A 13,494-nucleotide genomic window follows, 5' to 3' on the forward strand; every position below is an offset into this window, starting at 1 on the left:
ATCCTAGTAGGCTTTGAATTCCGATCCCATTTCATGAGCTTCTGAAAGAACTAAAATACCCTTTTCTTTTGGTGCATCTGGAAGATCCAGTTCTTTCGCTGAACAAATCATTCCAGATGAGTCGACGCCACGAAGGTTCGCATCTTTAATGATCATTCCAGACGGCATAACTGCACCAACCTTAGCCACGACAACCTTCTGCCCTTGATCTACGTTCGGAGCACCACACACGATTTGCAAACGCTCTTCTCCAACGTTAACTTGGCAAATGTTAAGCTTATCAGCATTGGGATGCTTTTCCATCTCTTCAACAAGCCCTACAACAAATTTTGGAGATGCATCATAAATAAGTTCATCTTCAAAACCATTCTCTTTAAGCAAGTGATTAACTGCAGAAACAAGTTCTTCGCTCTCTTCTACAAGACCAGCAGTGTTAATTGTATAAGTACTAGAAATATCAAAGATGTTGTATCCGATTGTTTGATTCGTTTCTTTACTGAAAACACGTGCAACGCTTCCCTTTCGTTCAACATCGCGATCATCTCGATCAGTGCTCCCTAGTGTTACAATCAGTGTGTCTCCGATACCTTCTTTGTTATAAAACAAGTTCATATTCCGCGTTCTCCTTTAGGTTATTGATCTTCTTTGGGTTTATTTTTCGCGAGGATAAAGACTGGTTCTAATTTGCCATCTTCATAAATGAATGGTAATCCTGTAACAGGCACAAGTCCATTTGAGAAAAAGTGCATCGTTAGCTGTGCAAGTGCATCATATCCACGCTCATTTTCAATATCAGCAAAGATCAACACATCTTGATGTGGAATAGCTACTGCTAATTCACCTTTCGTTTTTGAAGCCATATCCTCCAATAAAGACTGATTAAGCACACGACTTGCGTCATAGCCGTCATTTGTATTTAAAAAGTAAAAGGTACAGCCTGCAACTGAATCTGTCTTCATGTCAGTCGATAGACTACGTACGTTAAACTTCGAAACCTCTTGAAGCGTTTCTTTCGTCATCCCCTCTTTCTCAAGCCACTCCTTATCGATCAGACGATAGGATTTGCCAAGATCAAGAGCATAGTAAATTCTCGTCTCTGCAGTGTGTTCATCAAATACGAGAGGTACGCCAGAGTCAGTCTCAGAAGGGAATGAACCAGACCTAATAACAGGGAAAATGTTGTTTTCACTTCCGCTTAATTGCTGGTTATCATTCATTGCTTTCAACGTTTCTTCTACATGATGAACAATTTCATCCAGGAGAGTCTCTTTCCGTTCTTCATATTTTGCAGCTAGTCCTTTTAAAGAAAGGCTCATACCTTTTCCTGAGCTTTTCGTTTCAATACGCAGCTTTTCTTCCTTCTTGTTATATGTAAGTTCACGGTCTTCATTTTGAAGGCGCGTTTCGAGCAATTTTCGTAAATCTTTTGGTTCCATTTTTTTCACCACCCTGCAAGTTCAATAAGAGTTGTCACTTCATGATACCACGAAAGTTCTATAGACAAAAACAAAGCTATGATTAACATAGCTCAAGATTGTCGAGGAAGTATTAAGGACCATTCGCCACGGGTATGGTAGTGATTTCCGCTTCAGGATGCTCGCTTTCCGCGGGGCGGGCGGTGAGTCTCCTCGTCGCTTTCAAAACGCTCCTGTGGGGTCTCACCTGTCCCGCACGTCCCGCAGGAGTCGAGCATCCTTCCGCTCCAATCAACATTGATATGTGGTTTCGAAAATAAGAAAAGCCATTAAATTACTTTTAGGGATATAAAACAGAGGACTACTTTATCATAATCAGTCGGAAAGTTTGCTTTGATTGATTGCTTTTTAGTAGGAGTGAATACCACTTGACTCCCGTGGAAAACGGGCGTTCGTCCACAGGGGTCTTGTGGTATTCAAACTCCTACGAAATAGGGAACACAATAATCAGGTTTTTCCACAAACTGAAACAATGATTAACATAGCTCTGTTCTTCCTTATTTAACACTAGATAAAAATTCCTCGATCTCATCACGAGTTTTTCGTTGCTTGCTCACAAAACGTCCCGTTTCTTCACCTTCGTTGAATGCAACAAAGCTAGGAATCCCAAAAACGTTTAATTCCTGACATAGTTCGATATGTTCATCTCGATCTACATAGTAAAATGTTAATTCGCTATGCTCTTGTTCGAGTTCTGGAAGAAATGGCTCGATTACTCTGCAATCAGGACACCAGTCAGCAGAAAATAAGAAAACTGATTTTCCCTCGTTCATGGCTTTTACATATTCTTCGTGTTTTTCAAAAGTCTTCATGTTTATCCTCCTATACTTACTCAGTCGATATTTTCATATCTCCAAACTTAATAAGATCTTTTTTCCTCATTAACTCGGATATTATCAAACTAATCAAAGCTGGTCCAATAATATGCAAAAGAAGGATGGCGATCCAAATGTCAAAACTAGATCCCATCACATTAATTGTCATGATTTGACCTACAAATCCACTCGTACCCATTCCTGCCCCTGAAGGATTATTGAGCATACCGATCCAGCCACTTCCAAAAGGTGCAAGAATTGCACCCGCCAAAGTTGGAGGGAGTAAGATCCATGGGTTTTTGACAATATTAGCGACTTGGAGCATGGATGTGCCTATACCTTGCGCAATAAAGCCACCAAAACCATTCTCCCTATAGCTGCTTACACCAAAGCCTATCATCTGAGCGGCACAACCGATTGTGGCTGCACCAGCTGCGATTCCCTCTAAACCTAGCATGATTGCAATCGCTGCACTTGAAATGGGGGCGGTTAGCGCTAATCCCATCAAAACCGCTACGATAATTCCCATTAGTATAGGACGTTGTTCCGTTGCCCACATGATCAGTGAACCAAAATTCTGCATGAACGCATTTATTCCAGGTCCAGCAAGTGCAGCTGTCCCAAATCCAGCAAAAATGGTAACCATTGGAGTTATGATAATATCTAGCTTTGTTGATTTTGATACGAGTTTACCAAACTCAGCAGCAATAATTGCAGAAACATAGCTTCCGGCAGGCCCACCAAGCTCTGCACCTGCAGCCCCAGCTAGTAACGAGGCGAACAACACAAGTGGTGGTGCTCCTAGTCCATAGGCAACCGCTACACCAATAGCTGGTCCCATTAAACTCATTGCTAATTCACCTATAGGTATAAGAAAACTCGCCCACGCAACTTGTTCACCAATGGTTTTTAATATTAGACCAATAATAAGCGAAGAAAATAATCCAAGAGCCATATAACTAAGCGCTGTAACGAAATAGATACGTGGTGAAAGAGAGACACCTTTTCTTTCCAATAATCCCTTCATTTCTTTCTCCCTCCAATATACTTCAATCATTAGTATACACAATCTCTAATGTTTAACGCTGATAAAAGGGAATCGTTTCTCAATTCAAATAATTGGGAACACAGAACGTGATTATGCTACAATAACAGCGTTAAAACTAGAGGAGGCGTTACGAATGGAACTTACAGTATACTTAGCAGGACAAATCCACGACAACTGGCGAGATGAGTTGAAGGTAAAGTCAAAAGAAATGGACCTTCCCATTTCATTTGTAGGGCCAATGGAAAACCATGATCGCTCAGATAATATTGGAGAAGAAATTAAAGGCGAACAGCCAAACGCCGTTTTCAAAGACGAAGCTGCGTCTGAAATCAATAACTTTCGAACACAGGTGCTACTAGGCAAATCTGATGTTGTCATCGCATTATTTGGTGATAAGTATAAGCAATGGAATAGCGCTATGGATGCAGCAACAGCTGTTGCACTTCAAAAGCCGCTTATTCTTATTAGACCTGAATCACTGCATCATCCTCTTAAAGAACTCGCAAACAAAGCACAAGTCGTTGTTGAAACACCTGAACAAGCACTTCAGGCATTATCCTATATATTTGAAACGGATTAATTCCGGTAATAGTCATACTGTCCAAAGAGCAGCGATACAATATGCTCATACATGGCAGTCCTTGTGATGGCGCCCTTCGTTACGATTCCGATGGCGCCTTCTTTTTTGTTTACATGTGCACGACTAGCAAAGTCTGACATGACTGGTCCTAGCTCTTCTCCACCAATAACCCTCCGTTTAATTTCTTCCGGTAAAGGAAACCGTGCACCACCCGCAACAATTTCTTTCCCAACACCGTCAACGAGTACGCCCCAATTACAAACGAACAAATCTTGCCCGATTTGATACACCCCACCTTCTAAACCTATTCCAATATCTGCATCTCCTTTTTCTAGAGATGCAAAAGCTCGTTGCTTAGCGCCATCTATCGTTTCTTCATCACCCCATGGTTGGTCTGAAACCCCAGACGGAACGTCATAGCCTGCTACTTCATATGTCGTTACTGATCGAACGGAATTTACTTTGACTGGATTCAGGGAACCTACAGCAACTTTTTTCATACGATATACCCTCCTACTTGTGCCTATACGAATGAAAAAGGAGCCTAGCGGCTCCTTTCCCCTATACTCTACTTTTTATTTGATCAACCGTATTTTGATCTGTCGTTCTAACCAATTTGAACAATAACTCTTTTGCAGCTGCATAATCATCAACATGAATAATAGATGAAGAGGTATGAATATATCTTGAGCAGATGCCGACTACTGCTGATGGGACACCATTATTCGATAAGTGAACTCTTCCCGCATCGGTTCCACCTTGAGAAATGAAATACTGATACGGTATATTGTTACTTTCAGCTGTATCAAGAACAAAGTCTCGAAGTCCCTGATGGGTTACCATCGAACGGTCATAGATACGAAGCAGTGCCCCTTTTCCAAGTTGACCAAATTCATTCTTATCGCCGGTCATATCATTTGCTGGACTCGCATCTAATGCATAGAATAAGTCGGGTCCAATAAGATTTGCTGCTGTTTGCGCTCCTCTAAGTCCAACTTCTTCTTGTACTGTAGCACCAGAATAAAGTTCGTTTGGTAATTCCTCGTTCTGCATTTCCTTCAGAAGTTCAATAGCAAGTCCAACTCCATATCGATTGTCCCATGCTTTCGCCATAATTTTCTTGTTATTAGCCATTGGAGTAAATGGACAAACAGGTACGATTTGTTGACCAGGACGAACACCGATTCTCTCAGCATCTTCCTTATTATCGGCACCGATATCGATCAGCATATCTTTTACTGCCATTGGCTTCTGGCGCTTCGCTTCATCAAGAAGATGTGGAGGGATTGAGCCAATAACACCTGGAATCGGGCCATCCGTTGTCATTACTTGTACCCGCTGAGCAAGTAAGACTTGACTCCACCATCCACCTAGTGTTTGAAAACGCAACATGCCGTTCTCCGTAATCGACGTCACCATGAATCCAACTTCATCCATGTGTCCAGCAACCATAATTTTCGGTCCCTTGTTCTCACTACGCTTCACACCAAATACACTACCAAGATTGTCTTGGATGATTTCATCAGTATATTTGCTAATTTCACCTTTAACAAACTTCCTTACATCATGCTCAAAGCTCGGAGCTCCTTGAAGCTCAGTTAGTGTTTTAAATAGGGATAGCGTTTCTTCATTCATATATGTATCTCCTCTCTACAATAAGTACCTCCTTCATTGTATCGAATTCCATAATGTGTTGCTAGTCGTTTGAATTTTCAGCTTAAGTAGTTGGTACATGAAACAACTTCAGATATACTGAAAGAGGAAACAAAATAGACGTGAATAGAAGGGAGAATAGATTATTATGAGAATGAGAGATGTACTACTAGGCGCGCTTATCGGAGCAGGAGCTGCTATGGCAGCAACCTCTTTGACAACTTGCAAAAAATCAGCGATTCCGCCTGAGAAGGCTCTTAAATCTGTTAAAGAAGCGGTTAAAAATTCATATGCCGTCAAAGGATCCTGGATTCATATGAAAACCGATTCGATCAATAAGTTCGATGTACCATTCACCGTATATTCTGGTGGGTTAACGTGTGAAAAAGAGGGAAGATTAGAGCAAATGGATTTCTTGGTTGATGCAAATACAGGTACGATTGTAGAACTTCAAAAGCAATAAATTTAAGCCCTCTACCAATTTGGTAGAGGGCTTAAATTCATTCAATATTAAAATGTTGTGTTCGTATCATAAACATTGTTCTGTAGTTTGAATCCAAGAGTTGAGTACCAGCCTTTAATGAACACTAGTACAATAAGTGCTGGGACTATGATCATAAGAGCATGAAGGAACAGTACTACTCCCATATGCAAATGAGAACCAGTTTCTTCAGCATGACTGTCTTTGAATTCTTTCGCTTGTTCTAGGTCAAGAACTTTTGTATCAGGAATGACTGCGTTCGCCTCTGTATCATAGAAAATAACCTGTGTGTGATCTTCAAAGAAGATGTTATCACGAACAGTTTGGAAATCTACAACCATCATCGTTACCTGACTAAATTCTTTATCCGCAGAACTACTTACTTCAAAACTGTCTGATTCTTTAATAGAAAGAGACCCTTTGTCATAGTCATAATGTTCTTCACCAATATAACTAGCGACGCCCTTTTCTACCTTATCGCTGACATTTGCTTCAGCATGAACAGCTGTACCTGCAAACGGAAATGCGACTAAAAGAGCTAAAATAAGAGCAAAAATCCCTTTTTTCATCATTATTTCCTCCTTCCAACTACAAATCATCCAATTATTATCATATCATATTTTGTCTATTATTCTACTAACATTTTTTAGAAATGAACATTCTGTAACATCTTCCATATACAACCAAAACAGGCTTTTCCTCATAAAAAAAGAACCGGAAAATCCGGTTCTCATTAGGTTATTGCATAACTGGCTTTTTTTCATTTTCTTCATCAAATTGACTGCTAATTTCTTTCGAACGAACTGCAGCGTTTCGAACAGCTTCAAGAAATGCATCTCCTCCACCATTCTCATACAACGCTTCAAGTCCTGCTTGGGTTGTACCGTTTGGTGAAGTGACTTTCTTTCTAAGTTCAGAAGGAGAATCTTCTGACTGTTCTGCCATCATTCCAGCTCCTAGTACGGTTTGAACAGCCATCTTACGTGCTGTTTCTTCCTCTAGACCACCTTCGACAGCAGCTTTTTCTAGGCTCTCGATCACATAATAGATATATGCTGGTCCACTGCCTGCAACACCAGTAAATACATCCATCTGTTCTTCTTTAATGACAACTGTATCTCCGATTGAACGGATAAGAGCTCTTGCCATTGTAATTTGCTCTTCATCCACATATTCTCCTGCTGCAAGTGCAGAGATGGACTTTCCAATCATGCTAGAAGTGTTCGGCATCACACGAATAACTGGTTGTTCGCCTTCTAAGCTTTCTTCGATAAAGGCCGATGGAACACCAGCTAATACTGACAATAGTAGCTGTTCGTTTGTAATATATTCTTCAATTCCCTTGAGTGCTTTTTCAATATCTTTCGGTTTCATAGCCAAAATTACAACATCCGCTTCACGTACAGCGAATTCTATACTTTGCGTCGCTAGAACTCCGTGGTTTTCCATAAGTTCTTGACGTCTTTCTTCATTGCTTCTATTCGTCATAATAATTCTTTCAGGTTCAATTGTACCCGATTCGATCATTCCTGCTGCCATTGCTTCTGCCATTGAACCCGCTCCGATAAACGTTACGGTTTTATTCTGTAGCATGATTTCCTCCTTTGAATTTCCAACAAATCATCTGACTTTTCGTCTACGGTCATTTATACTAACACTGCTTCCCACACGCTTCAACCGTTATGTAGGAATTAAAAAGCATTTGTACAAGATAGTTAGTGAAAACGTTATCATTTACACCTGGGACGCTTTTGCATGAATGAGATGCGGATATATGCTCTCTCATCGCTTCTCACACCATCTCATCGAAACTCAAATTCTTACAACAATTGGATATTATCGTCTGACAGGAATGAATGAACGTCTTAATATAAGGAATCATTCTCACAATGAGTTAGTTTGGAGCGGAAGGAAGCTCACCGCCCGAAAAGCTAATATCCTGGACCGTAAATCACTCCTATTCATGGTTAACAGGAAAATAAAAAGCTGCCGAGATTTTCTCGACAGCTTGAAGGCTCCCTATGAAGCCTCTCATTTCTATGCTACCTGTGGTTTAGATTTCTTTAGAAGACCTACCATCAGTGCAGTCACGATCGTACCGATCACAATAGCAAGAAGATAGAGAAGAATATGCTGAACAGAAATATTGTTCACTGACCACATAACAAATGCGCCTCCGTGAGGAGCTGGCAGGCCAATATTAAAGAGCATCGTTAAAGCGCCTGCAACTGATGACCCTACAATAATAGAAGGAATGACGCGCGCAGGGTCAGCAGCAGCGAATGGGATAGCACCCTCTGTAATAAACGAAGCACCCATTACATACGCAACTTTGCCTGCTTCTCTTTCTGTTTTGTTAAACCGCTTCTTAAAGATCGTTGTTGCTAGTGCTAATCCTAAAGGAGGTGTCATACCACCCGCCATGATTGCAGCATGATAAGTGAGGTTCCCTGCATCGATCATCGCGATACCAAAAGTAAATGCCGCTTTGTTGATTGGTCCCCCCATATCTACAGCCATCATACCCCCCAGAATCAATCCAAGTAGGAGTTTGTTCGTCGTACCAAGACCGCCTAACCAGTTTTCTAACCCAGTGTTCATTGCTTGTACTGGTTCAATGACTACGTACATCATTATCATGCCCGTGATAAAAATACCAAATAGCGGATATAACAGAACGGGTTTGATCCCCTCTAGCGATTGTGGAAGACCAGAAAATACTCTTTTAAGTAAAAGTACAGCGTACCCTGCAAGGAAACCAGCGATGAGCCCTCCAAGAAAGCCCGCTCCGTTAGTAGATGCCATTAAGCCGCCTACTAGTCCAGGAGCAAGACCAGGTCGATCTGCAATACTCATCGCAATGAAACCTGCTAGTACTGGAATCATAAGGGCAAATGCGTTGCCTCCACCAATCGTACTTAATGCCTCAGCAAAAGCATTGTAGCTGGGATGATCAGGATCAGCAGCATTGATTCCAAAGATAAACGATAAAGCGATCAAAATACCACCACCGACAACAAGAGGCAACATGTTCGATACACCGTTCATCAAGTGTTTATAAAATGCTGGCTGCTTTCCTTTTCTCTCATTTTTCTTTTCGTTGATTTCATCTTCATATGAAGAAGTGTTGCTATAGATTTCAGCTTCCCCATTGGCTGAACGCTTTAATAGTTCTTCAGGTTTTCTAATTGCTTCCGCAACAGGCACCTCGATCACCTTCTTGCCCTTGAAGCGTTCCATCTCAACTTTTGTATCAGCGGCAACAATAACACCGTCTGCTTCTTGTATATCGTGATCAGTTAATTTGTTTTTAACGCCTCCTGATCCGTTCGTTTCAACTTTTAGTGAATAACCAAGCTCAGCTGCTTTTGACTTTAGCGCATCAGCAGCCATGTAAGTATGCGCGATACCTGTTGGACACGCTGTAACCGCTAACAATTTGGTTGTATGTGTTGTATCTTCAGATGCTTTCTCCTCTTCTTGTTCTTCCTCTTTAGCATCAAAAGCGCTCAAAACTTCATCAGTAGACGTTGCGTTGATCAATACGTTACGAAATTCATTATCCATTAGGAAGGAGGAAAGCCTTGAAAGTGCCTCAAGGTGAGTTTGATTCGCCCCTTCAGTAGCTGCGATCATGAAGAATAGGTGAGCTGGTTGACCATCTAGTGAATCATAGTTGATTCCTTTATCAGAACGACCGAATACGATAGCAGGTCTTTTTACTGCAGAAGTTTTTGCGTGTGGAATAGCGATTCCTTCTCCAATACCAGTCGTACTTTCTTTTTCGCGCTTATGAATCGCTTCTTTAAATCCCTTTACATCATTTAAATGACCAGCACGATCTAGCTTATCTGTCAGCTCTTCGATTACATCACCTTTCGAAGTCGACGCGAGATTAAGAATCATCGTTTCTTTTGTTAATAGCTCTGTTATCTTCATCCGAATACTCTCCCCTTTCTTATATGGAACGTACAGTTATCCTTGTCCTCAACGTTTCAATATCTTCTTTTGTACAGAAGTCATTTGAAAAAGCACTTGCGCTCCCGGCAGCGATACCTGTGTGAAATCCATCCTTTAATTTTCTCGTTTTTAAATAGGTGCTAAGAAAACCAGCGACCACAGAGTCACCTGCTCCCACAGAGTTTTTCACTTCACCCTTTGGTGCATTTCCTACAAAGTCCCCCTGTGATGATAAGAAGACTGCGCCTTTCTCAGCTAGTGAAATGATGACGTTTTGCGCACCCAAATTCCGAAGCTCTCTGCCGTATTTAGTTGCCTCTTCAATTGAAGTAATCTTAACTCCAAAGAATTCACCTAGCTCATGATGATTTGGTTTGACTAAGAACGGTTTTGAACGAATCACTTCTTTTAAGGCAGCGCCTTTTGTATCAACGATCGCTTCGACACCTTCTGGGAGTGATTCAATAATGCGTGAATAAATAGAAGACGGGACGCTGGCAGGAACGCTCCCTGCTAATACAACGATGTCACCAGAATAAAGTTCCGAAAGTTGTTTATACAGCGTTTCAAGAGATGTTTCATCAATATCAGGAGATTGCCCATTTATTTCTGTTTCTACTTCTGCTTTCAACTTAATATTGATTCTTGTATCCCCATCCACCTTAATAAAGTGAGGTGATAACCCTTCTTCTTTAAGTGCTGTCTCGATAAATTCTCCTGTAAAGCCTCCAACAAATCCAAGGACTTTCGAATCGAATCCGAGGTTATGAAGAACCCTGGATACGTTGACACCTTTTCCTCCTGCGAACTTCTTATCGTGATCGACAATATTAACTTGACCTGGCTCAAAATTAGCTAAGCCTACAATATAATCAACTGACGGATTTAATGTAACTGTATAAATCATGACTTCACCACTTCTATTGTTGTTTGTTCACTAATTTTAGTTAAATTTGATTCAGTAAAATGACTAGTAATAATCGTGCATTCATGTAGATCAGCTACCTTACTAAAAGCAGTTTCTCCAATTTTTGAATGATCTGCGATTACATAAGACTCTCTAGATAGATCGATCGCAGTTTTCTTCATAATGGCTTCCTCAGGATCTGCAGTCGTGTAACCGAAAGATTCGTGTATACCGTTTATTCCTATAAAACTTTTGTCAAAACGGTAAGTCGCAATACTTTCGAGTGCTTTCCCACCGATCATTGCACCTGTAATTGGTTTGAGTTTCCCCCCTACTAAATAGGTCGTGATTCCTTTATCAAGAAGCGTTTCCACTACTTGATAGCCATTTGTAACCACAATTAAGTTCTTGCTTGAAAGGTGTTCTGCTAACTTCTGAGTTGTTGTACCTGCATCAAGGAAGATACAGTCTCCATCTTCTATTAGTCCTGCTGCATAACTTGCTATACTCGTTTTTTCTTGTAAGTTCTGAGAGGACTTTTCGTTAAGGGAAGGCTCAGTCCATTTGGTTCTATATTGAGTCGCACCTCCGTGCACTCGCTTTAACTTCTCAGCTTCCTCAAGCTGAACAAGATCACGACGAATCGTAGAGATCGATGCTCCTGTCACTTCACTTAGCTCATGGACTGTTGCATTACCTTGTTCTTTTAGTACTTGCAATATGATGAAATGGCGTTCCGCTGTTAGCACATGTTCACCTTCTCTCTGATCATTTATTTAAACTCATTATATTGGAAGCACTTTCAAAAATCAATCATTTTCATTCAAATTAATTCAAAATCAATCATTTTCATTCATTTCACTCATAATAGTTATGACCGCAAAAAAAGGACTGCACAAGCTGCAGCCCTTTCTCTTACTATTTTTCTCTTTTCACTTCATCTACAATCTCATAATCCGTATTCCACTTAAGCGCTCGATAACTTGCATCGTGATAAAAGATAAACCACGCGTTGTCATGAACAGCTTCTTTTATCCACTTTTCCTTGGCATAGATAGACGTCATAGGATAATCATCATAAGCTAGTACCCAGAGTGGATTAGCGTGAGCGTGTGTCGGCATCAAATCGGCCATATGAATCAGTTTTTGACCGTTTTCAACCATTGTAATGATCGAATGGCCGTCACTGTGGCCCCCAGTGTGATGCATCGTTAGGCCTGGTAATACTTCCATCGCTTCATGAAACGTTTGAACCTGACCCTCAACCGCTTCCCAATTCTCTTTCCAATATGTATTCTTGGAACGAATATTCGGGTTTTTCATCTCATTCCATTCAACTTCTGATGTGTAAATGACTGCATTCGGAAATACAGATCTATACCCTTCACCAACTGGCTCTGTCAGCCCAGACGCATGATCGAAATGCAGATGAGTCATTAATATGATATCGATGTCATCGACAGTAAGTGATAGGTCAGCTAAGCTGCTTTTCACTTCGGATTCTTCATTAACCCCATAGTTTCTTTTTTGTTTATCCGATAACTTGCCATATCCAATTCCTGATTCTATTAGAATATTCTTTCCTTGCCATTGTACTAAGAGTGGATCCGTTCTTAATTCGATCTGGTTACGCTCATTTACCGGGTATTTCTTGCTCCAAAGTGGTCTTGGTACAACGCCAAACATTGCGCCACCATCCATATGAGTAACTCCACCTCTTAACCAACTAATCGTTAAAGATCCCAACTGAAACTTTTCCATGACGTTCTCCTTTCGCCTACATGTTATTGGCTTATTTTCTCATTAACAGGAAGCGCTTTCAAATAAATCTAAAAAAAGAACCGATTTATACGGTCCTTTTATCGAAACTGAGCAATACAGCGGTAAATCCTGCTGCCTTTTGCTGAGAATTTCTCTTCATATTCAGTCATGATATTCTCTTCAAAGTCGCTGTTATGCAAATCAAGACTCACTTCATGAAGCACCATACCATAATTCGAAAAGCTGTGAAGCGCATACTCAAAAAGTCCCTGATTATCCGTCTTGAAATGAACTTCACACTCCGGTTTCATAACCGTTTCGTATAGTTCTAAGAATGAACGGTACATCAAACGTCTTTTTTCATGGCGATTTTTCGGCCATGGATCAGAAAAGTTCAAATAAATTTGATTCAATTCATTCTCATTGAATAGTTCAGTTAAGTCTTGAGCATTCTCGTTTAATAGACGAACGTTTGTGATGTTTTCCTCGATTAGTTTTTCTAAAGCGGAAACCATTACACTTGCCGATAATTCAATACCAACAAAATTTATATCAGGATTCTGCTTAGCCATTCCTATGATAAATTGTCCTTTACCTGTTCCTACTTCCAAATGAATCGGGTTCGTATTTCCAAATACCTCGTTCCATTTGCCTTTGCACTCAGAAGGAGAGGCTGTTACTAGGTTAGGATTTTTAGCAAACATATCCTCTGCCCAAGGTTTATTACGTTGACGCATACTTTCACTTCCTTAATTCCCTATCTCATTTCACACAATCGACATTTTACCATGAAATTATAGGAATAGGAAGGTCT

At 40.6% G+C, this 13,494-nt stretch carries 15 protein-coding genes; 2 read left to right on the top strand and 13 right to left on the bottom strand.

The window, feature by feature from the left end; all coding sequences use genetic code 11:
• Positions 1-3: 3 nt before the first annotated feature.
• The 4 genes from ytpR to LCM09_RS03775 all read right to left on the bottom strand — a co-directional run bounded on the left by ytpR (position 4) and on the right by LCM09_RS03775 (position 3,317).
• On the bottom strand, positions 4-612 hold the full coding sequence (ytpR, locus tag LCM09_RS03760) for a YtpR family tRNA-binding protein (RefSeq protein WP_224878779.1): 609 nt from the start codon (positions 610-612) through the stop codon (positions 4-6).
• A 20-nt stretch (positions 613-632) separates the two neighbouring features.
• A complete protein-coding gene (locus LCM09_RS03765) occupies positions 633-1,436 on the bottom strand; it encodes a DUF1444 domain-containing protein (RefSeq protein ID WP_224878780.1) in 804 nt (267 codons plus the stop codon).
• A gap of 536 nt (positions 1,437-1,972) precedes the next feature.
• On the bottom strand, positions 1,973-2,287 hold the full coding sequence (locus LCM09_RS03770) for a thioredoxin family protein (protein ID WP_224878781.1): 315 nt from the start codon (positions 2,285-2,287) through the stop codon (positions 1,973-1,975).
• Between the two features lie 16 nt (positions 2,288-2,303).
• Positions 2,304-3,317, bottom strand: coding sequence for a PTS sugar transporter subunit IIC (locus LCM09_RS03775; protein ID WP_224878782.1), 1,014 nt, complete (start codon positions 3,315-3,317; stop codon positions 2,304-2,306).
• Positions 3,318-3,471: 154 nt separating this feature from the next.
• Here LCM09_RS03775 and LCM09_RS03780 point away from each other — a divergent pair, with 154 nt between their 5' ends.
• Positions 3,472-3,918, top strand: a complete 447-nt coding sequence (locus LCM09_RS03780; protein ID WP_224878783.1) for a YtoQ family protein — start codon at positions 3,472-3,474, stop codon at positions 3,916-3,918.
• Here the strand turns inward: LCM09_RS03780 and LCM09_RS03785 are convergent.
• Entirely contained in the window at positions 3,915-4,418 is a 504-nt protein-coding gene (locus tag LCM09_RS03785) for a DUF84 family protein (protein ID WP_224878784.1), read from the bottom strand. The genes LCM09_RS03780 and LCM09_RS03785 overlap by 4 nt on opposite strands.
• A gap of 61 nt (positions 4,419-4,479) precedes the next feature.
• Positions 4,480-5,553 (bottom strand): M42 family metallopeptidase, encoded by a 1,074-nt coding sequence (locus LCM09_RS03790; protein WP_224878785.1) that lies wholly within the window; start codon positions 5,551-5,553, stop codon positions 4,480-4,482.
• A 172-nt stretch (positions 5,554-5,725) separates the two neighbouring features.
• Between LCM09_RS03790 and LCM09_RS03795 the strand changes: the two genes are divergently transcribed.
• Positions 5,726-6,034: a PepSY domain-containing protein gene (locus tag LCM09_RS03795; protein ID WP_224878786.1), complete on the top strand. Its 309-nt coding sequence runs from the start codon at positions 5,726-5,728 to the stop codon at positions 6,032-6,034.
• Positions 6,035-6,081: 47 nt separating this feature from the next.
• Here LCM09_RS03795 and LCM09_RS03800 read toward each other — a convergent pair whose 3' ends face one another.
• From LCM09_RS03800 to trmB, 7 genes are all read right to left on the bottom strand, one after another.
• The gene (locus LCM09_RS03800; protein ID WP_224878787.1) at positions 6,082-6,624 is read right to left on the bottom strand and encodes a hypothetical protein; all 543 of its coding nucleotides are present in this window, start codon (positions 6,622-6,624) and stop codon (positions 6,082-6,084) included.
• A 166-nt stretch (positions 6,625-6,790) separates the two neighbouring features.
• Positions 6,791-7,645 (bottom strand): pyrroline-5-carboxylate reductase, encoded by an 855-nt coding sequence (proC, locus tag LCM09_RS03805; RefSeq protein ID WP_224878788.1) that lies wholly within the window; start codon positions 7,643-7,645, stop codon positions 6,791-6,793.
• A gap of 444 nt (positions 7,646-8,089) precedes the next feature.
• The gene (locus LCM09_RS03810; RefSeq protein WP_224878789.1) at positions 8,090-9,991 is read right to left on the bottom strand and encodes a PTS fructose transporter subunit IIABC; all 1,902 of its coding nucleotides are present in this window, start codon (positions 9,989-9,991) and stop codon (positions 8,090-8,092) included.
• A gap of 19 nt (positions 9,992-10,010) precedes the next feature.
• A complete protein-coding gene (pfkB, locus tag LCM09_RS03815) occupies positions 10,011-10,919 on the bottom strand; it encodes a 1-phosphofructokinase (RefSeq protein ID WP_224878790.1) in 909 nt (302 codons plus the stop codon).
• Positions 10,916-11,668 (bottom strand): DeoR/GlpR family DNA-binding transcription regulator, encoded by a 753-nt coding sequence (locus LCM09_RS03820; RefSeq protein ID WP_224878791.1) that lies wholly within the window; start codon positions 11,666-11,668, stop codon positions 10,916-10,918. Before LCM09_RS03820 ends, pfkB begins: the two co-directional genes overlap by 4 nt.
• Before the next feature lie 169 nt (positions 11,669-11,837).
• Positions 11,838-12,680 carry a YtnP family quorum-quenching lactonase gene (locus LCM09_RS03825; RefSeq protein ID WP_224878792.1) on the bottom strand — a complete coding sequence of 281 codons (843 nt, stop codon included), beginning with the start codon at positions 12,678-12,680 and terminating at the stop codon, positions 11,838-11,840.
• A gap of 98 nt (positions 12,681-12,778) precedes the next feature.
• Positions 12,779-13,417 (bottom strand): tRNA (guanosine(46)-N7)-methyltransferase TrmB, encoded by a 639-nt coding sequence (gene trmB / locus LCM09_RS03830; RefSeq protein WP_224878793.1) that lies wholly within the window; start codon positions 13,415-13,417, stop codon positions 12,779-12,781.
• Positions 13,418-13,494: the final 77 nt, after the last annotated feature.

This window comes from Guptibacillus algicola (assembly GCF_020171805.1).
Lineage (GTDB): Bacteria > Bacillota > Bacilli > Bacillales > Guptibacillaceae > Guptibacillus > Guptibacillus algicola.

Coding starts and splice junctions, on each gene's coding strand:
- ytpR (WP_224878779.1), bottom strand. CDS start 612: ATGAACTTGTTTTATAACAAAGAAGGTATCGGAGACACACTGATTGTA.
- LCM09_RS03765 (WP_224878780.1), bottom strand. CDS start 1,436: ATGGAACCAAAAGATTTACGAAAATTGCTCGAAACGCGCCTTCAAAAT.
- LCM09_RS03770 (WP_224878781.1), bottom strand. CDS start 2,287: ATGAAGACTTTTGAAAAACACGAAGAATATGTAAAAGCCATGAACGAG.
- LCM09_RS03775 (WP_224878782.1), bottom strand. CDS start 3,317: ATGAAGGGATTATTGGAAAGAAAAGGTGTCTCTCTTTCACCACGTATC.
- LCM09_RS03780 (WP_224878783.1), top strand. CDS start 3,472: ATGGAACTTACAGTATACTTAGCAGGACAAATCCACGACAACTGGCGA.
- LCM09_RS03785 (WP_224878784.1), bottom strand. CDS start 4,418: ATGAAAAAAGTTGCTGTAGGTTCCCTGAATCCAGTCAAAGTAAATTCC.
- LCM09_RS03790 (WP_224878785.1), bottom strand. CDS start 5,553: ATGAATGAAGAAACGCTATCCCTATTTAAAACACTAACTGAGCTTCAA.
- LCM09_RS03795 (WP_224878786.1), top strand. CDS start 5,726: ATGAGAGATGTACTACTAGGCGCGCTTATCGGAGCAGGAGCTGCTATG.
- LCM09_RS03800 (WP_224878787.1), bottom strand. CDS start 6,624: ATGATGAAAAAAGGGATTTTTGCTCTTATTTTAGCTCTTTTAGTCGCA.
- proC (WP_224878788.1), bottom strand. CDS start 7,645: ATGCTACAGAATAAAACCGTAACGTTTATCGGAGCGGGTTCAATGGCA.
- LCM09_RS03810 (WP_224878789.1), bottom strand. CDS start 9,991: ATGAAGATAACAGAGCTATTAACAAAAGAAACGATGATTCTTAATCTC.
- pfkB (WP_224878790.1), bottom strand. CDS start 10,919: ATGATTTATACAGTTACATTAAATCCGTCAGTTGATTATATTGTAGGC.
- LCM09_RS03825 (WP_224878792.1), bottom strand. CDS start 12,680: ATGGAAAAGTTTCAGTTGGGATCTTTAACGATTAGTTGGTTAAGAGGT.
- trmB (WP_224878793.1), bottom strand. CDS start 13,417: ATGCGTCAACGTAATAAACCTTGGGCAGAGGATATGTTTGCTAAAAAT.